Source organism: Corynebacterium sp. KPL1986 (assembly GCF_000477975.1).
GTDB classification, from domain to species: Bacteria; Actinomycetota; Actinomycetes; order Mycobacteriales; family Mycobacteriaceae; genus Corynebacterium; species Corynebacterium accolens.
Window position 1 is genome coordinate 440647 of the sequence record NZ_KI515719.1, and the last position, 17792, is coordinate 458438.

The following is a 17792-nucleotide window of genomic DNA, read 5'->3' on the forward strand; positions in this document are numbered from 1 at the left end:
TCGTTGGCGCAGTCGGCATCGGCTGACGGCGACGCCGCGGCCTATCCGGTCACAGTGGCCACCAAGTTCGGTGACTTTACCGTCGAGGAGGCCCCGCGGCGCGTGGTGAACTGGCCCCCGAAAGTTGGACTGGTTTAATTCTAGGCGGTGAGGGGTTCAAGGGTCTGATTCCGATATTGCATCGGGGTCAGGCCCTTGAGTCGTTGTTGGATGCGTTCGGTGTTGTACCACTGGATGTAGTCTTCGATGGCTTGGTTAAAGTCCTCGACTGTGTCGAAGACTTCCCCGTGGTACATCTCGGTCTTTACGTGCCCGAAGAAGTTCTCCATTACTGCATTGTCGTAGCAGTTGGCTTTACGCGACATCGACTGAACACTACCGTTGTCACCGATCAGGTTACGCTAGGAGGAATGCTGGTACTGGAATCCTTGATCGGTGTGCATCATCCACCCAGGCTTCGGTGCACAGGCTGCGATCGTCTTGGACAAAGAATCGGCGGTAAACGCTGCCGTCGGCGATGTGGCCACGGTGTAAGCGACGATTGAGCGGTCGAACAAGTCCATCACCGGTGACAAATACACTTTTCGGCCTGCGACCCTGAACTCGGTGACGTCGCTGACAAAGACGGTGTTTGGCGTGTCTGGGGTGAATTTGCGGTCGAGTTTGTTGTCAGCGATGTGGCTTATAGTTCCTGCGTAGGAAATATACGGCCTGCGTTGGCGAATCTTGGCTCGAAGACCCATCTGGCGCATGAGTTTGTAGACGAGTTTGTGGTTGACCACCCAGCCCTTGTTGCGCAGGTCCAGCAACACTCGCCGGTAGCCGTAGCGATGCTTGTTAGCCTCGAAGCTTTCTAGGATTGAAGTGCCCCTTTTGTTCCTAGGCATTTGCCTTGATTTCTATTATTCCCTGTTGCGGGTTCTTCTTCCAAAATTCGGTTTCCACCTCGGCCGGGGTTCGATATCCCAGGCTTTGGTGGAGCCTTACCTCGTTCCACCATGACACCCACTCAAACGTCGCGATTTCCACTTCGACAACGTCATTCCACCTGCGAGTATGGATCAGCTCGTTCTTGTAGGAGCCGTTAACGTTTTCAGCTAGAGCATTGTCATTTCAGTCACCGACAGTCCCAGTGGAAGCGACAATCCCGTGCTGGGCGAGACGCTCGTTGTAGACAACGCTGACGTACTATAAGCCGTGATCCGAATGGTGAATAAGGCCTGTTGTTTCCCTCGCACTTACAATCGCTTGGTTGAGTGCTTGCAGTGGCAATGCCTCGGTGCGCATGGAATCTGATAACGCCCACCCAACGATCCGCCGGGAGTAAACGTCGGTGACAAACGCGGTGTACACAAAGCCTTTCTTCGTACGCACATACGTAATGTCGGCCACCCACAGCCTGTTTAAGGCCTTGGGCTTTGAACTCACGCTCGACCAAATCCGGGCGCAGATCTGGCACGTTAGGTTTGCGGGTTGTGATAGGTGATCCGCCTTTGCCTTTGCCAGAAACACCGGCCAGGCGCATCAGCCGGGCGGTTTGCTCACGACCGATGTCGATTCCGTCACGGTGAAGTGCATGCCACATTTTCCGCACGCTTAAGACACCGTAATTATCCCGATGAACAGCACTAATGCGTTCAACTAGAACAGCCGTCACGAAGGCGACGAGCACTTAGCCCACGGGCTTTGGACTGGCGATAACCACGCGAGGTGATGAACCCACCAGCCCGGTTATTCTTTTAACGCCAGTGCAGATGAACTCGGCAGAGAAATGATTCCTGTATTTATCGATGAACCGGATCATTTCTTAACGTTTTGGGCCTGGTTCCGACGCGAAAAAGCTGACGCGGCCTTCAGTAACTCGTTGGTATCTCGAAGCTGGTGATTTTCGCGGCGTAGCCTGGCATTTTCGGCAGCCAAATCTTCAGGCACTGGTTCTGGGGTGCTTCCTGCACGGCGAGCAGGCTTAAGTCCATTGACGAGCTGTGTGCCATGAAACCCTCAACTTTGGAGCTACTGCCTGGCACGCGGCCTGCATCGACATGTTTTCCGCCAAGATGCGGTCTTCCACGAGACGGACCACGCGGTCCTTTGCATCCTGGTCAAATTTTCTTGGCATGTTCCAGATTTTCCCATCTACTCAACCGGAACAAAACCTGGGACACTTCATCCAGTTTGTCTATGGCCACCGAACCGAGTACTCGGTCAAGCGGATGTGTCACGTGTTAAAGCTCAATCGCTCCTCGTTCTATAAATGGCTCAATACCCGCGAAAAGCGCAGGTTAAAGATGTGTGCTGATGCTCTTATTGGCGCAAGAATCAAGACCATCTTCGATGATGAGCATGGGCTTTATGGTGCTAAACGCATCGCTGCAAGCCTCAACAACGATTCGGGCATTCGCCCAATCAATCACAAGAAGGTCGCACGCATCATGAAATCCATGGGGCTTAAAGGCTTTTCAAAACAGCGTCGATGCATCACCACTCGGCGTAAGCCTGGCGACCGAGCCATGCCAGATTTAGTAGGCCGCAAATTCACTGCGGACAGGCCCAACCACGTGTACGTAGGCGACATTACGTACCTGCCGTGTAAGGGCGGCAAGAATATGTACCTGGCCACAGTCATCGACGCCTACTTGCGCAAGCTCGTTGGCCATGCACTCGCGGATCGCATGCGGGTATCGCTGGTTATCGAAGCTTTGTCTCATGCTAGAAAGGTCCGCGGAAGCCTTACAGGGGCAATTTTCCATTCCGATTACGGCAGTGTTTACACATCGCAGGCATTTAGGGACCACTGCGCCCAGCTTGGTGTGCGCCAATCCATGGGAGCGGTGGGTACAAGTGCCGATAACGCCCTAGCAGAATCGTTTAACGCCGCTTTCAAGCGTGAAGTCCTGCGTGATCGGAAAGTCTTCGAAAGTCCAATCAGCTGCCGCCAGGAAGTCTTCCAGTGGTGCATACGCTACAACACGCGCAGACGACACTCCTGGTGCAACTTTCAAGCCCCCGATGACTTCGAAGCACTTAATTCAGCTACATTGAGCCAAGTAGCATAGCTACCCTCCGACGTGTCTACTTTCCGGGGGCAGGCCCCCGGAGAGCGTAATGACATCACTCATATGATCAGCATTAATGGCCTACCTAATAACGAAGCTGATGTCACTGCTGTGGCGGTCGATCCAAACAATCCAAACAACCTCTACTTCAGTGTTGAAGGTGACGAGGGACTCTACAAGCTCGATCTTTCGCCTATCAAGGATGATTCCAAGGACGCTGATGAGTTCAGCAATATCATGCGAAAGCTTCCTAATGGGTTCAATCAAGACTTGAAGTAAGAATCCTTACGTATTTAGCCCCGCTGTATCACTGCAGCGGGGTTGTTTCGTTTTTTGAATTGAAACTAGAGCTTTCGTGGTCTGCGTTTGCTTGACATGTTCGCCAAGGTAGTTCGGGATGGTGGAAGGTGAACAGATATATAAGATCACATAAAGGTACCGTAACAATAATGATTATCGGTTGTATTAGAGCTTTGGGTGTGGTGCACTAGCCGAGTCCATCAAGATTCGAGAAAGGCTTAAATATGAAGGCTATGAAGGCTATGAAGGCTTTGGGTGTAGTAGCACTACTATCGATTGGCGTCACGGCGAATGGTTTGGCAGCATCGCCAGCACATGCCACACCAGCAGAAACTGACTCTTACGAGCGCATCGCTCAGACGACGATTGAACTGCGTGAGAAAGAGCACATTGATCCGAAGGCTGAGACTCCAGACCATATCGTACAGCAAGTTTTAAATGAATCCGGCTCTGCAGGGGATAAAACAGGCCTTCGAGACTCCGGGGACAATTATGGAACCAACATCGGTAGGCATGAAGCGGCAGCCTGCGCGACCAATCCTTATGATTGTAAGCGCGCGAAATCAGCAATCAGGGACGCGGAACGTATTTCCTCGCAAACGTTTCCAAACAAAGTAACGAACGATAACATTCAGGACGCTGATAGGCATTGTGTATGGCAGGCGCTGACAACGATCCGGGCTAACGCAGATTTTGCACGAAAAATTGGCGATGCCCACGAAACAGACCATCCTGGTTCTCCTGAAGCTGGGCACATGGATCAAACAAACAATGCCATTGGTCGAGACATTGGATTGCGACACGAAGGAGATGAAGCGGGCGCCATCAATGAATGTCATGCGCAGGCTAAAAACGGTGGTCTGATAAAGATAAACTGATTGGTAAGGAATTTGTTGTGAAAGAAAGAACGATCATTCCGGGAATACTTTTTGGAATTGTCGTAGGCGTCGCAACCCTTTACGGCGGAGTGGTCCTGTCCACATGGCTTCCAATACCTTTCGTCTTCTATGGGCTACCTCTTCCTTCATTGGTGGTGTTGGGTGTATTAGCCATGTCTGTCTACATGTTGAAAAAGGGTCGGCTTAGCGACCGATCATGGCGTGCTTTTGCCTTCACATTCGCTGCGGCTTTCGTCGTATCAGCGTTCTTATGGGTGAGCACCATTTCTGGCTATGGAAACTTCGCATAGCCTATAGATATGGAACCACTGTAACCGCAGAAGAACCTATTTCCACTTAAGTTTCTGCGTATTTTGGAACTGCTAAGGACTCTCTATCGCTTTCCATTCGTTCCAGAGCCATTGCCAGAGTAACCATTAAACTGGACCGAATACCGCGACCATGCTCACGCCGAGGCTAAGCTAGAGCAAGCTGATGTACCAAGTAGACGCATCGACGACGTGTTGCCAAATGAAGTGTCCCAGGATCTGTTCCGTTTAAGTAGAAGAGAAAACCTTGGAAACCTCACCGCGCCAACATTAAATGTTGTCTAGTTCGCGAACCCCACAACTCAACAAATTCGGATATGCGGGCAAAACCCCGCTTCCTCCGTGGATATTTATCCGGAAGGAAGCGGGGTTGTACTGTGCCCCTGGTGAGACTCGAACTCACACTGGACGGGTTTTGAATCCGTTGCCTCTGCCAATTGGGCTACAGGGGCAATCAAAAGCGAGCGCCTTTGACTGATGGAAATATTAGCGCAGGGTTTGGTGCAATTCCTAATTGGGGTCCACTTCCGGTAAAAAGTCCTGCTCAAGGCGGTGAAGTTGGGTGGGGTGTCGCCGTGTCCACGGTGTTGCCTAGTATGGGGCAGGTGACTTCCAATAAGACTCGCCTTTTGCTCATTGACGGCCATTCCATGGCATTTCGTGCCTTTTATGCCCTGCCGGTGGAAAACTTTTCTACCTCCGGCGGCCAGCACACCAACGCCGTGTATGGCTTTTTATCCATGCTGTCCAATATTGTCTCTGAGGAAAGGCCGGATGCTATCGCGGTTGCCTTTGACGTTGGCCGGAAGACTTTCCGCACGGAGATGTTCCCGGATTATAAGGCGCAGCGCGAGGCCGCACCGGAGGAATTTAAGGGCCAAGTAGATATCATTCGCGATACCTTAGAGACCTTGGGTATTACGACGCTCTCGCGTGAAAATTACGAGGCCGACGATATTTTGGCCACCCTTGCCACCGAGGCGCAGGACTACGAGACGCTGATCGTTACCGGTGATCGCGATTACCTGCAGCTGGTTACGGATTCGACCACGGTGCTCTATCCCATGAAAGGCGTATCCACGCTGCACCGGTTTACCCCAGAAGCCGTCGAGGATAAATACGGGCTGACCCCCGCGCAGTATCCCGACTTTGCTGCCTTGCGCGGCGATCCTTCCGATAACCTCCCCGGCATTCCCAAGGTGGGAGAAAAGACCGCCACCAAGTGGATAGTCAAGTATGGAGACTTGGCTTCGCTGGTAGAGCACGCCGAAGAAATCAATGGCGTGGTGGGAAATAACTTCCGCGAACGCATCGAGCAGGTGCAGATGAACCGGAAGCTCACCCAGATGATTACAGATATGGACTTAGACGTCGGCCCGGATGATCTGGCATTCAGGGAAGTCAAGGTTGCCGATGTTGCCGCGAAGTTCGATGAACTGGAGTTTGGCACCAACCTGCGCGATCGTGTCTTATCCGCCATCCCCAACGATGGTGCAGAGGCCGCTGAGCAAGCCGCGGATTCCCCCGATGTCGAGCTCACCATCGATGATGCCTCCCTGAGCGAGTGGCTACCTGGCCGCGAGCACGTAGCTGTGTATGTGCAGGGCGAGGGCATCCCAAGTCAGGGTGATGCTTCTGCCATCGCGTTTGTGGACCGCAACCATCATGGCCTGCAGGTGGAACTCGGGGAACTTTCCGCCGATGAGGAAAAGGCCTTGGTCCAGTGGCTAGAATCGTCGGCCCCTAAGTATTTCCACGCCGCAAAGGCCGCGTTCCACATGCTGGCAGGGCGCGGCATCGAGCTCAACGGGCTTGCGCACGATACGGCCTTGGCGGCGTATATCCTGCGCCCAGGCCAGCGTACCTACGAGCTTTCCGATGTCTACCAGCGCCACCTTCAAAAGTCCCTCGGCGCCGCCACGGAGCAGATGTCGTTGCTCGATAGTTCCTCCCTGGTGGATCAGGCGGCGGCAATCATGGAGCTGGCGGAAAAACTCACCGCGGAGCTGCAGGACATCGACTCTTTCGAGTTGTACACCGACCTGGAACTGCCGCTGGTGACCATCCTGGCGCGCATGGAGGCTACGGGTATCGCGGTCGATGTAGATATTTTGGAAACCCAAAAGGATGCCTTTGTGGAGCAGGTCGCGGAACAGGAACGCTCCGCGCGCGAGCTTGCTGGCGATGAAAAGCTCAACCTAAATTCTCCTAAGCAGCTGCAAAAGGTGCTTTTTGAGACCTTTGATATGCCCAAGACGAAAAAGACGAAAACGGGCTATTCCACGGCCGCGAAGGAAATCGAGCAGCTGGCTATCAAGCACCCGCACCCGTTCTTGGATCACCTTTTGGCTCACCGCGAGTACCAAAAGATGAAGACCACGTTGGAGGGCCTCATCAAGACCGTCCAACCGGATGGCCGCATCCACACCACCTTTAATCAGACGGTGACCTCGACGGGGCGTTTGTCTTCGACGGAACCCAATCTGCAAAACATCCCGGTGCGCACTGAGGCCGGTCGCCAGATTCGCTCGGCGTTTATCGTAGGCGAGGGATTTGAGCAGCTAATGACCGCGGACTACTCGCAGATTGAAATGCGCGTTATGGCGCACCTGTCTGCCGATCCCGGGCTGATTGAGGCCTACAAGGCCGGCGAAGATCTGCACAATTTCGTTGGTTCTAGGGTCTTCGATGTGCCCGTGGATCAGGTGACTCCTGAGCTGCGCCGCCGAGTAAAGGCCATGTCCTATGGCCTTGTCTATGGCCTGTCCGCGTTTGGACTTTCGCAGCAGCTGGGAATCCCTGCCGGTGAAGCCAAGTCCATCATGGAAAGCTACTTTGAGCGCTTTGGCGGTGTGAAGAAGTATCTGGATGATGTCGTGGAGCAAGCCCGCAAGGATGGTTATACGGCCACGCTCTTTGGCCGCCGCCGCTACCTGCCAGAGCTCAACTCCGATAACCGGCTGGCCCGTGAAAACGCGGAACGCGCTGCTCTCAATGCGCCGATCCAGGGAACGGCCGCGGATATCATCAAGGTCGCGATGATTCGCGTGGACCGTGCGTTGCGCGATATGAAATCACGTGTTTTGCTCCAGGTCCACGATGAATTGGTGGTGGAAGTCGCCCCCGGCGAGGCCGATCAAGTCCGCGAGATTCTTGAGCGCGAGATGGATTCTGCCATCGAGCTGAACGTGCCACTCGAAGTCTCTGCCGGCGCCGGCACGGATTGGGACGCCGCGGCCCACTAGTTCGATGATGACGCTTAACCGGCGCGAACGCGCCCGCATGCGCTTGGCCGCCCAGGGGCTTACGGCCCAGCGCTGGCGCACCGCTGCGGAGGCGGTTCGCGCCTTTGGCGTTACGCAAGGCCAGGACCTGCATTCGGTGCGCCGGTCCTTGGCGCTGCGCGCAACGGATGAATCGGATAAGTCCGAGATCGTGCGCGGCTATGCGATGCGCAATACGCTGTTCGCCGCCTCCGTCAAGGATATGGGCTGGATTACCGAGCTATGCGCGAAGCCTCGAAAAGGCGATGCAGCGGTACGGGAAGCCGTGCTGCAGCTTATCGATGCCCCATTAACGCGCGCAGAATTGAAAGCACGCGCCGCCCGGGCCTTGCCCGAGCTATCTTTCTGGCACGTGGTACGCATCGCCATGGAAAGCGGGCATGCGTGTTATGTAGGCGAAGAGCAGCTCATTACTCCGGTGGAGTTAGACGGCCTGGAGGCCCTATTTAACGGCGACTCGGTGGCCGCCACGACGGAATTGATGACGCGCTATTTTCGCGCCCATGGTCCGGCGACGCTGCAAGACTTTGCGTGGTGGTCCAAGCTGCCCCAAAAGCTCATTCGTCCCGCAGCGGAGAATTTGCCGGATGACCTCATCCGGATAGGTAGGGAAGGCGAGGAGCTGGTCTCTACAGAGGTGCTGGAGCTGCCAGAGGTGAGAAGGAAGAAATCGGTGCTGCTATTGGGCGCCTTTGATGAATACATTTTGGGCTACCAAGATCGACTTTTTGCCATGTCAGCGGATATGCACCACGCGCTCGTTCCCGGGAACCAGGGCATTTTCCGCCGCGCCATCGTTATTGACGGCCAAGTGCGCGGCATGTGGAATAAGCAGGGGATTGAGGACTGGGGTATTCCCGCCTACGCGTCACGCCGCGTGGAACGGCAGTGGAAAGACTGCTGAGAAGTGCGTGAAGCAGATGAGGATTTTAAAGTAGTTCCATGGAGTTTCTCGGAAAACGTATTACCTGGAAGTCCCATCCCTACGTCTTGCGCTTTTTTGAGACTACGTGGGCAGTCATGGTCGCATACCCGGCGGGACAAATTGCTGAGAGCGGTTTAAAAGAAGCAGTAAGCAGCGATAAATCTTACTTCATTTTCTATGCGGTTATAACTTTTGGGTTTTTCCTTTCTGCTGGCAACGCCGCCAGAGAAGGCGAGAACCCGTGGCGCTACCGAATACAGGCGGCCGGTGTAATGATCGCGGTAACTGTCATTGCCGTGGCCTTCCCGTATTCGTGGGTATTTGCGCTCATTACTATTGCTGCCGTGGTGTACTACCTCTGGCCGCGCATCGCGGTGGAATCCTCCTGAGGTCGCTTTTCCACTAGGCAGCCGGCCAAGAGGTCAAAGGGCGTTTGGCCGATGGCTAAAACAGAAAGGCCTAGAATCGCAACGATAATGCCGTCGATATTCCAGCCGGTAAGCGTCAGGGGTGTGAGCAGTAGCCACGAATTGCGCAGGCACGCGGTGACAAGCGGCGAGCGGGCCGGGATGATTTCGAGCTGCATCGACCATTTGCCCAGGGAGGTGGACTTCTTCGTTTCCACCCACACGCGGTAGATGTAAAAGACCACGGCGAGAGCGGCCGCCTCGTAGATCTCTTCGGGGCGGCCGGATAAGGGGGTACCGGCAAGAGCATTAATCACCCACCGCACCACGGTGACGATGGCGGCCACGAGAAAGGCGTCGATCCACCACGCCACGGCGCGGCGCAGGGCAATTCCTAGTCTTTCGGCAATCATGTTCTCTACGTTAGCTGTATGCGCGGCAGATGAAAATCATGCTGCCTGGGAAAACTTCCCCGCGCTGCGGGGACCATTGGCCCCACGTAATGTCCAAGTCTTCGGGCCATTCCGGTTCGATGATGTCCTCGATCAGAAATGGTCCGCGACCTTGGAGCGCGCGGAACCAATCGCTGATGGTGCGGTGAAATTCGGCATAGGTTAGCGTCCCGGCGGAATCGTGTTCCAGATAAGCGCGGTCGAAGTAACTTATCTCAGCGGTGAGGCTAGTGGGATCATCGGGGAAGATCCAGCGCATTGGGTGGGTCACGGAGAATACGAAGCGCCCACTTGGGCGCACAACGCGGGCAACTTCCGCGAGCGCGGCATCGAGATCGGCGAGGAAGGGGAATGCGCCGAATGCAGAGAATGCCACGTCAAAGGAGTCGGTGGCGTAGGGCAGTGCCAGCGCATCGGCTTGGGTGAGCGCCAAACCAGGTGCTGCGTGGGCGAGCATGCTGCGGGAAATATCGCAGCCGGTGGCAAAGCGGGCGCGGGTGCTGAGCCACTGGGTGCAGGCGGCAGACCCGCAGCCGATTTCGAGGACGGCGGCAGAGGAGACATCGCCAAGCAGCTGCGCATCGGCTTCGTGGAGCATCTCTGGGCACCAATAAAAAGAGGAAAGGTACTCGGGGTGCTCGGCATGGTAGTTGGCCGCATCACCGTCCCAGTGGGATTGATTGGCGTGAGAAGGCGAAGTCACTGGGGTGGGTTACCTTTCTGGTTGGCGTCCAATATTTGCCGTATAAGCTGGACAGATGTAGGCTTTTACAAGCATGTCTATGCCACGGGTTGTTGCAGGCTATTGTAGGAAAGCTTGGGGCAATCACGCGGCGGGATCGAATGTGGCCTCTATCTCCTGTATTTGTGCAGCGCAGATGGGCTTTTAATTCGAGAGACACGCAGTTGTCCACGAACGATTTCCTACATTTATTCGGAGCATTTTTACAATATGCCATCTTCTACTACCCCTCAGGTTGCGATCAACGATATCGGAACCGCAGAGGACTTCCTCGCAGCTGTAGACGCCACCATCAAGTACTTCAACGATGGTGACATTGTCGGGGGTACCGTCGTCAAGGTTGACCACGACGAGGTACTGCTGGACATCGGATACAAGACCGAAGGCGTTATCCCTTCCCGCGAGCTGTCCATCAAGCACGACGTCAATCCCGACGAAGTTGTCGAGGTCGGCGATGAGGTTGACGCGCTTGTCCTGACTAAGGAGGACAAGGAAGGCCGCCTGATCCTGTCCAAGAAGCGCGCACAGTACGAGCGCGCTTGGGGCGCCATCGAGGAGCTGCAGGCCAAGGAAGAGCCGGTTACCGGTACCGTCATCGAGGTCGTCAAGGGCGGCCTCATCCTGGACATCGGCCTGCGCGGCTTCCTGCCTGCTTCCCTCGTTGAGATGCGTCGCGTCCGCGACCTGGAGCCCTACATTGGCCAGGAGCTGGAAGCTAAGATCATCGAGCTGGACAAGCAGCGCAACAACGTTGTCCTGTCCCGCCGTGCATACCTGGAGCAGACCCAGTCCGAGGTCCGTTCCGAATTCCTGCACCAGCTGCAGAAGGGTCAGGTCCGCAAGGGCGTTGTCTCTTCCATCGTCAACTTCGGTGCCTTCGTCGATCTTGGTGGCGTCGACGGCCTGGTTCACGTGTCCGAGCTTTCCTGGAAGCACATCGACCACCCATCTGAGGTTGTCACCGTTGGTGACGAGGTAACCGTTGAGGTTCTGGACGTTGATCTGGACCGCGAGCGCGTTTCCCTGTCCCTGAAGGCAACCCAGGAAGACCCATGGCGCGTCTTCGCCCGCACCCACGCTGTGGGTCAGATCGTGCCGGGCAAGGTCACCAAGCTCGTTCCGTTCGGTGCGTTCGTTCGCGTCGAGGAAGGCATCGAGGGCCTGGTTCACATCTCCGAGCTGGCACAGCGCCACGTCGAGGTGCCGGACCAGGTTGTCACCGTTGGCCAGGAAGTTATGGTCAAGGTCATCGACATCGACCTCGAGCGTCGTCGTATCTCCTTGTCCGTCAAGCAGGCTGACGAGGACCACTCCGAAGAGTTCGATCCGTCCAAGTACGGCATGGCTGACTCCTACGACGAGCAGGGCAACTACGTGTTCCCAGAAGGCTTCGACCCGGACACCAACGAGTGGAAGGAAGGCTTCGACGAGCAGCGTCAGGCTTGGGAGGCACGCTACGCAGAGTCCGAGCGCCGCTTCAACCTGCACACCGCTCAGATCGAGCGCAACCGCGCTGCCGCCGCAGAGGCTGCAGAGTCCGCTGAAGCATCCTCCAACTACTCTTCTGACTCCACCGATGCAGCTCCGGCATCGGAGACTCAGGCAGAGTCCGGTGGATCCTTGGCTTCTGACGAGCAGCTCGCCGCACTGCGCGACAAGCTCGCCGGCAACTAAGACGCCTTTGGAGCTTAGGGTGAGATAGTCCCTAACTCCACGCAGCTGCACTAGCCGCGTCCTTCTCCTTCGGGGAGGCAGGACGGGGCTTTGTGACTTTTATGACAGTATATGCAAACGATTGCCCGGTATTTTTCGTTTGCGGGTTCTTGACCTGCGGCAAAGCAATGGCGCCTGCAAAAAAGACAACTATCCCCACTTAAGACCACTAAATTGGGCTTTTGTTTGTGTTGCCTCTCACTTATAATCCAAGTGTGACGTAATAGCCAGTTGAGTACTGACTATTGTTTTGTCTTTATGCAAGGAGTATGAAGTGGCATCTGTGAAGGACACTTCCACACACATCATCGATAGCTTGGGCGGCGCCGATAACATCACGTCGCTGACGCACTGTGCGACGCGCCTGCGTTTTCAACTCGCTGATGTGGGGAAAGTAGATCAGGAAAAGCTGGAAAGCGATACGGCCGTTCTCGGTTCCGTCACGCAGGGTACGCATGGTTACCAGGTGGTCATGGGTGGCGGCGTGGCCAACTACTACGGCGAAATCATCAAGGACCCTGGGGTAAACCCGCCGGATGAGGAGGCCTCCTCATCCAAGAAGAACTACGACGGCGTGCGCGGTAAGTACGATTGGATCGACTACTGCTTCGAGTTCCTCTCTGATACCTTCCGCCCGATTCTGTGGGCGCTGCTTGGTGCCTCCCTCATCATCACGCTGCTGGTGCTGGCGGATACCATTGGCATTCAAGACTTCCGCGCGCCGCTGGAAGAACAGCCTGAGGGCTACCGCTTGGCCCACGCGATGTTCCAATCGGTCTTCTACTTCCTGCCGGTGATGGTGGGCGCTACCGCCGCGCAGAAGCTGGGCGCGAATATGTGGGTCTCGGCCGCCATCCCGGCCGCGTTGCTCACGCCGGAATTCATGTCCCTGGGTGAACAGGGCGATACCGTGAACGTATTCGGCCTGCCGCTGGTGATTAACTCTTACGGCTCCCAGGTATTCCCACCGATCTTGGCCGCCATCGGCCTGTTCTGGGTGGAAAAGGGTTTGAAGAAGATCATTCCGAGCGCCGTACACATGGTCTTCGTGCCGTTCTTCTCGCTGCTTATCATGATTCCGGCCACGGCGTTCCTGCTCGGCCCATTCGGCATCGGTGTGGGCAACGGCATCTCCTGGGTACTGTTCCAGATCAATGACTTCTCGCCGTTCATCTTGGCCATTGTCATTCCGCTGCTGTACCCATTCCTGGTGCCCATGGGCCTGCACTGGCCGCTCAATGTGATCATGATTCAAAACATCACGACCTACGGCTACGACTTCATCCAAGGCCCGATGGGTGCGTGGAACTTTGCCTGCTTCGGCGTCACCGGCGCCGTAATGGTCATCTCCATGAAGGAGAAGAACAACTCCATGCGCCAGGTTTCCGTCGGTGCATTCGCAGCCGGCATGCTCGGCGGTATTTCGGAGCCGTCCCTCTACGGCATCTTGCTCCGCTTCCGCCGCACCTACTACCGCCTGCTGCCGGGTTGTGCCATCGGTGGCGCAGTGATGGGGCTTTTCGATGTCCGCGCTAACGCCTTCGTCTTCACCTCCATCTTGACCACCCCAGCCATGACCCCGCAGGTGGGCTACGTCATCGGCATCGCCGTGGCATTCTTCACCTCCTTCTCCCTCACGCTGCTGTTTGGTTACCGCACCGCAGAGGAAAAGCAGGCCGACCTCGAGCGTATCGCCCGCGAAAATAACGAGACCGTGGAAGAGGTTGCTAGCCGCTCCGAGTCCCGCATCATCGGCGGATCCGATGATGAGTCTGACGGTTCCGATAACGCTCAGGCTGCCGGGGTCGCGGCTGCCACCGGAATCGCCACCAAGGAAGCAGAACAGGCAATCATCAAGCTGGACTCTCCTCTGGAGGGCGAGGCAGTGGACCTGTCCGAGGTACCGGATCCCATCTTCGCTGGCGCCAAGCTTGGGCCGGGCGCTGCCGTGAAGCCAACCGGCAATACCGTCTACGCGCCTGCCGATGGCACCGTGCTCACCGTCCAAAAGTCCGGCCACGCGATCGGTCTGAACCTGGATAACGGCGTACAGCTGCTCATCCATGTTGGCCTAGACACCGTGGAACTCGGCGGCGAGGGCTTTGATGTCCACGTGGAAAAGAAGCAGCGCGTTTCCGCTGGCGATAAGCTCATCAGCTTTGACGCAGACTTCATCAAGTCCAAGGACTACAACCTGATTACCCCGGTCGTTGTTACTAACGCCAAGAAATTTGGTTCCGTGAGCGGCGCTACCGGCGCTGTCGCCCCAAGCGATGAACTCTTGCAGGTTCATCCAAAGCCGGAAGAAGAACTCGAGTCCTAAAGGCACTCTTAAATTCCGCAGCAAGGAGCCCAGGCAGTCGTGCCGGGCTCCTTTTCGCGTACCCTGGTATCTTATGAAGCTAATCGGATTAACCGGGGGAATCGGCAGCGGAAAATCTACGGTAGCGAAGCTGTGCGCCCAGCGCGGCTGGCGGGTGGTGGACGCAGATCGCATTGCCCGGGACATCGTCAAGCCTGGCCAACCGGCATTGGCCGAGCTTGCGGAGAAATTCGGCGAGGACATCCTGCAGGAAGACGGCAGCCTCGACCGCAAGAAACTCGCCCGCCGCGCTTTCGTGGACAAGGAACATACCGAGCTTCTCAATTCGATTACGCACCCGCGCATCCAAGAAGAGACCCAGCGACAATTTGCCGCCGCGCGCGAAGAAGGCGTTGACTTTACGGTCTATGACATGCCGCTACTCGTGGATAATGGGCTCGACGGGGATATGGATTTTGTCATCGTCGTTGACGTGGATCCAGAAGAGAGGGTGCGTCGTCTCGTGGAGTTCCGCGGACTCGATGAAGCAGACGCGCGCAAAAGGATTAACGCCCAGATTTCTGATGACAAGCGGCTCGCGGCAGCAAGCCATGTCATAGATAATAACGGCACGCAGGAACAACTGGCCGAGCGCGCAGCGGCGGTCTGCGATGAGATTGAGGCGGCGTCTTCTTAACCTTAACCTTTTTGGTAAGTAGCGTTAACGTCTTTTCCTATTAACGTTTACTTTTGGTCCCTACACTATTTGAGCGTGGGAACTTGGGGCACTGGACTATTCGATAATCACGCGGCGCGAGACGTACTCGATAGCCTGCGGAATGGTTCTTTTGATCTCCGGCACTTTCAGCGCTCGTGCGGCACTGGAGTGCTCGATTCCGATGAAGCCGAAGCGGTCATCGCATTAGGGGCGCTGACGAAGCTGCCTGCCGATGGCCTGCCAGACGGCGTAGCCCCGACGGATCTAGCGTCCCTGTACACGCCGCAATCTAAGGCGTGGCTGCGCCGGCGCATCAATCAAGCGATGTGCTCTGATTCCTCGTCGGTCTACGCGCTATGGGAACCGACAGGGGAGCTCGACCAGTGGTTGCACACCGCCCAGGCCGCGCTGCCGTGAAATGGCTAGCAGGAGCGTCCAAGCAGTAGAATAGCGGGCATGGCTTTTGCTGCTGAACATCCCCTTATTCCAAATTCTGAACACCGCGTCGTCGGCGAGGTAGAACGCACCCCCGGCAAGTTTCAGGTCGTTTCTGAATATGAACCCGCAGGTGACCAGCCTGCGGCCATCGAGGAACTTAATGAGCGCCTCAACCGCGACGAGCGCGACGTTGTGCTCATGGGTGCAACCGGTACGGGTAAATCCGCGACGGCCGCGTGGCTGATTGAAAAGCAGCAGCGGCCCACGCTAGTGATGGCGCCCAATAAAACCTTGGCCGCACAGCTGGCCAATGAACTGCGCCAATTATTGCCCAATAACGCGGTGGAATACTTCGTCTCCTATTACGACTACTACCAGCCAGAAGCCTATATCGCGCAGACCGATACCTATATTGAAAAAGACTCCTCCATTAATGAGGACGTCGAGCGCCTGCGCCATTCGGCCACCTCTGGATTGCTCTCGCGGCGCGATGTCGTGGTGGTCTCCTCGGTCTCGTGTATCTACGGCCTAGGCACTCCGCAATCCTATTTGGATCGCTCGGTGATTATCGCCGTCGACGAGGAGCTCGACAGGGACCGTTTCCTCCGGCTCTTGGTGGATATCCAATATGAGCGCAACGATGTGGGCTTTACCCGCGGTACCTTCCGCGTCAAGGGCGATACGGTCGATATCATTCCGGCATATGAGGAACGCGCGGTGCGCATCGAGTTCTTCGGCGATGATATTGATTCGCTGTACTATATCCACCCAGTGACAGGTGATGTTATCGAGCAGGTCGATGAAGTGCGCATTTTCCCCGCAACGCACTACGTGGCCGGCCCAGAGCGCATGGAAAAAGCCGTGGCCGATATCAAGGAAGAATTGGCTGAGCGCCTAGAAGATCTAGAAAACCGTGGCAAGCTGTTGGAAGCGCAACGGCTGCGCATGCGCACGGAATATGACCTAGAGATGATCGAGCAGGTGGGGTTCTGTTCCGGCATTGAGAACTACTCCCGCCACGTGGATGGCCGCCCGGCGGGGTCCGCGCCAGCCACGCTCTTGGACTATTTCCCAGAGGATTTTCTTACCATCATCGATGAGTCCCACGTGACCGTGCCACAGATCGGCGGCATGTACGAAGGCGATATGTCGCGCAAGCGAAACCTGGTGGAGTTTGGCTTCCGCCTTCCCTCCGCGGTGGATAACCGGCCACTGACCTTTGACGAATTCGAAGAGCGCGTTGGCCAGACGGTCTATATGTCCGCCACCCCGGGCGATTTCGAAATGACCTCCTCCGGCGGCGAGTTTGTCGAGCAGGTCATTCGCCCGACTGGCCTGGTCGATCCTAAGGTCACGGTGAAGCCCACCAAGGGCCAGATTGATGACCTCATTGATGAGGTCCGCGGCCGCATTGCCTCTCAGGAGCGCGTTCTGGTCACCACCTTGACCAAGCGCATGGCAGAAGACCTGACGGATTACCTCTTGGAACAGGGGATAAAGGTCCGCTACCTGCACTCGGATATCGATACGCTGCAGCGCGTGGAGTTGCTGCGCCAATTGCGCCAGGGCGAATTCGACGTGCTCGTGGGCATCAACCTCTTGCGCGAGGGCTTGGACTTGCCCGAGGTCTCGCTCGTGGCGATCCTCGATGCGGATAAGGAAGGCTTCTTGCGCTCGACAACATCGCTCATCCAGACCATTGGCCGCGCTGCCCGTAACGTATCGGGCGAGGTCATCATGTACGCGGATAAAATCACCGACTCGATGCAAGAAGCCATCGATGAAACGGAGCGCCGCCGCGAGAAGCAGATTGCCTATAACAAGGAACACGGCGTGGATCCGCAGCCCCTGCGCAAGAAGATCGCGGATATCTTGGACCAAGTCTATGAGAATAATGGGGAAGAGGCCGCTGAGTCGGATCCTGCAGCGGTGGTGGAAAAGCGCGATGTCTCCAGCATGGCCACCGATGAGGTTGAGGCTCTCATTAATGACCTGCAGGCACAGATGGGCGCTGCCGCACGCGAGTTGAAATTCGAGCTAGCCGGCCGGCTGCGCGATGAGATTGCTGATTTGAAGAAGGAGCTGCGCGGCCTAAAGGAAGCCGGAATTTAACGCCGCTCGCAGTGTCTCAGTAACAGGCTCCCCCTAAAAGTGCGCACTACTGCAACCATAGGCTTATTAGTTCGGCGTCCTGACTATACTGGGGGCGACTTAATCAGCCGGTTCAATGTGCCGACCTAGTAATTCA

16 protein-coding genes, 1 tRNA gene and 2 pseudogenes are annotated in these 17792 nt (G+C 56.2%); 12 read left to right on the forward strand and 7 right to left on the reverse strand.

All coding sequences use genetic code 11. The features are described from left to right. Nucleotides 1-140: 140 nt before the first annotated feature. The 4 genes and pseudogenes from HMPREF1287_RS02035 to HMPREF1287_RS12820 form a co-directional block, all read right to left on the reverse strand. A pseudogene (locus HMPREF1287_RS02035) lies at nt 141-863 on the reverse strand (IS3 family transposase); the annotation flags it as partial. A 16-nt stretch (nt 864-879) separates the two neighbouring features. Further along, complete coding sequence (locus tag HMPREF1287_RS12660) at nt 880-1065, reverse strand: integrase core domain-containing protein (RefSeq protein WP_084519575.1); 186 nt, start codon at nt 1063-1065, stop codon at nt 880-882. Between the two features lie 123 nt (nt 1066-1188). Continuing rightward, on the reverse strand, nt 1189-1512 hold the full coding sequence (locus HMPREF1287_RS12815) for a DDE-type integrase/transposase/recombinase (protein WP_330931620.1): 324 nt from the start codon (nt 1510-1512) through the stop codon (nt 1189-1191). Nucleotides 1513-1966: 454 nt separating this feature from the next. Beyond that, nucleotides 1967-2165, reverse strand: a pseudogene (locus tag HMPREF1287_RS12820) (hypothetical protein). On the opposite strand from HMPREF1287_RS12820, the gene HMPREF1287_RS02045 reads away from it, so the two are divergent. The 4 genes from HMPREF1287_RS02045 to HMPREF1287_RS02060 all read left to right on the forward strand — a co-directional run bounded on the left by HMPREF1287_RS02045 (nt 2118) and on the right by HMPREF1287_RS02060 (nt 4545). Next, the gene (locus HMPREF1287_RS02045; protein WP_023017868.1) at nt 2118-3056 is read left to right on the forward strand and encodes an IS3 family transposase; all 939 of its coding nucleotides are present in this window, start codon (nt 2118-2120) and stop codon (nt 3054-3056) included. The pseudogene HMPREF1287_RS12820 and the gene HMPREF1287_RS02045 overlap by 48 nt on opposite strands. Nucleotides 3057-3068: 12 nt before the next feature. Beyond that, the gene (locus HMPREF1287_RS02050; RefSeq protein ID WP_023017869.1) at nt 3069-3335 is read left to right on the forward strand and encodes a hypothetical protein; all 267 of its coding nucleotides are present in this window, start codon (nt 3069-3071) and stop codon (nt 3333-3335) included. Between the two features lie 254 nt (nt 3336-3589). Then, nucleotides 3590-4234 (forward strand): hypothetical protein, encoded by a 645-nt coding sequence (locus HMPREF1287_RS11915; protein ID WP_023028748.1) that lies wholly within the window; start codon nt 3590-3592, stop codon nt 4232-4234. A gap of 17 nt (nt 4235-4251) precedes the next feature. Further along, nucleotides 4252-4545 (forward strand): hypothetical protein, encoded by a 294-nt coding sequence (locus HMPREF1287_RS02060; protein WP_023017871.1) that lies wholly within the window; start codon nt 4252-4254, stop codon nt 4543-4545. A 396-nt stretch (nt 4546-4941) separates the two neighbouring features. Here HMPREF1287_RS02060 and HMPREF1287_RS02065 read toward each other — a convergent pair. Further along, nucleotides 4942-5015: transfer RNA gene (locus HMPREF1287_RS02065), tRNA-Leu, on the reverse strand. A gap of 144 nt (nt 5016-5159) precedes the next feature. Here HMPREF1287_RS02065 and polA point away from each other — a divergent pair. Genes polA through HMPREF1287_RS02080 form a run of 3 tightly spaced genes read left to right on the forward strand, consistent with a single transcriptional unit; the run spans nt 5160 to nt 9161 of the window. Further along, on the forward strand, nt 5160-7808 hold the full coding sequence (gene polA / locus HMPREF1287_RS02070) for a DNA polymerase I (RefSeq protein WP_034653693.1): 2649 nt from the start codon (nt 5160-5162) through the stop codon (nt 7806-7808). A 4-nt stretch (nt 7809-7812) separates the two neighbouring features. Continuing rightward, nucleotides 7813-8751 (forward strand): DNA glycosylase AlkZ-like family protein, encoded by a 939-nt coding sequence (locus HMPREF1287_RS02075; RefSeq protein WP_023017873.1) that lies wholly within the window; start codon nt 7813-7815, stop codon nt 8749-8751. A 38-nt stretch (nt 8752-8789) separates the two neighbouring features. Next, nucleotides 8790-9161 (forward strand): hypothetical protein, encoded by a 372-nt coding sequence (locus HMPREF1287_RS02080; RefSeq protein WP_005280309.1) that lies wholly within the window; start codon nt 8790-8792, stop codon nt 9159-9161. Here the strand turns inward: HMPREF1287_RS02080 and HMPREF1287_RS02085 are convergent. Continuing rightward, nucleotides 9125-9592: an RDD family protein gene (locus tag HMPREF1287_RS02085; RefSeq protein WP_023017874.1), complete on the reverse strand. Its 468-nt coding sequence runs from the start codon at nt 9590-9592 to the stop codon at nt 9125-9127. The two genes, HMPREF1287_RS02080 and HMPREF1287_RS02085, sit on opposite strands and share 37 nt — an antisense overlap. A gap of 10 nt (nt 9593-9602) precedes the next feature. Then, the gene (locus HMPREF1287_RS02090) at nt 9603-10334 is read right to left on the reverse strand and encodes a class I SAM-dependent methyltransferase (RefSeq protein WP_023017875.1); all 732 of its coding nucleotides are present in this window, start codon (nt 10332-10334) and stop codon (nt 9603-9605) included. 249 nt (nt 10335-10583) lie between these two features. On the opposite strand from HMPREF1287_RS02090, the gene rpsA reads away from it, so the two are divergent. The 5 genes from rpsA to uvrB all read left to right on the forward strand — a co-directional run bounded on the left by rpsA (nt 10584) and on the right by uvrB (nt 17656). After that, nucleotides 10584-12047 (forward strand): 30S ribosomal protein S1, encoded by a 1464-nt coding sequence (gene rpsA / locus HMPREF1287_RS02095; protein ID WP_023017876.1) that lies wholly within the window; start codon nt 10584-10586, stop codon nt 12045-12047. Between the two features lie 313 nt (nt 12048-12360). After that, nucleotides 12361-14409, forward strand: coding sequence for a glucose PTS transporter subunit IIA (locus tag HMPREF1287_RS02100; RefSeq protein ID WP_023017877.1), 2049 nt, complete (start codon nt 12361-12363; stop codon nt 14407-14409). Nucleotides 14410-14482: 73 nt separating this feature from the next. Then, nucleotides 14483-15085 carry a dephospho-CoA kinase gene (coaE, locus tag HMPREF1287_RS02105; RefSeq protein WP_023017878.1) on the forward strand — a complete coding sequence of 201 codons (603 nt, stop codon included), beginning with the start codon at nt 14483-14485 and terminating at the stop codon, nt 15083-15085. Between the two features lie 75 nt (nt 15086-15160). Further along, complete coding sequence (locus HMPREF1287_RS02110; protein ID WP_084519578.1) at nt 15161-15523, forward strand: DUF4259 domain-containing protein; 363 nt, start codon at nt 15161-15163, stop codon at nt 15521-15523. Nucleotides 15524-15562: 39 nt separating this feature from the next. After that, the gene (gene uvrB, locus HMPREF1287_RS02115; RefSeq protein WP_023017880.1) at nt 15563-17656 is read left to right on the forward strand and encodes an excinuclease ABC subunit UvrB; all 2094 of its coding nucleotides are present in this window, start codon (nt 15563-15565) and stop codon (nt 17654-17656) included. Nucleotides 17657-17792 lie beyond the last annotated feature (136 nt).

Excerpts from the sequence above, each read along its gene's own strand:
- HMPREF1287_RS11915 (WP_023028748.1), top strand. The coding sequence starts at position 3,590 with ATGAAGGCTATGAAGGCTTTGGGTGTAGTAGCACTACTATCGATTGGC.
- rpsA (WP_023017876.1), top strand. The coding sequence starts at position 10,584 with ATGCCATCTTCTACTACCCCTCAGGTTGCGATCAACGATATCGGAACC.
- uvrB (WP_023017880.1), top strand. The coding sequence starts at position 15,563 with ATGGCTTTTGCTGCTGAACATCCCCTTATTCCAAATTCTGAACACCGC.
- HMPREF1287_RS02045 (WP_023017868.1), top strand. The coding sequence starts at position 2,118 with ATGTTCCAGATTTTCCCATCTACTCAACCGGAACAAAACCTGGGACAC.
- polA (WP_034653693.1), top strand. The coding sequence starts at position 5,160 with ATGGGGCAGGTGACTTCCAATAAGACTCGCCTTTTGCTCATTGACGGC.
- HMPREF1287_RS02080 (WP_005280309.1), top strand. The coding sequence starts at position 8,790 with ATGGAGTTTCTCGGAAAACGTATTACCTGGAAGTCCCATCCCTACGTC.
- HMPREF1287_RS02075 (WP_023017873.1), top strand. The coding sequence starts at position 7,813 with ATGATGACGCTTAACCGGCGCGAACGCGCCCGCATGCGCTTGGCCGCC.
- coaE (WP_023017878.1), top strand. The coding sequence starts at position 14,483 with ATGAAGCTAATCGGATTAACCGGGGGAATCGGCAGCGGAAAATCTACG.
- HMPREF1287_RS02085 (WP_023017874.1), bottom strand. The coding sequence starts at position 9,592 with ATGATTGCCGAAAGACTAGGAATTGCCCTGCGCCGCGCCGTGGCGTGG.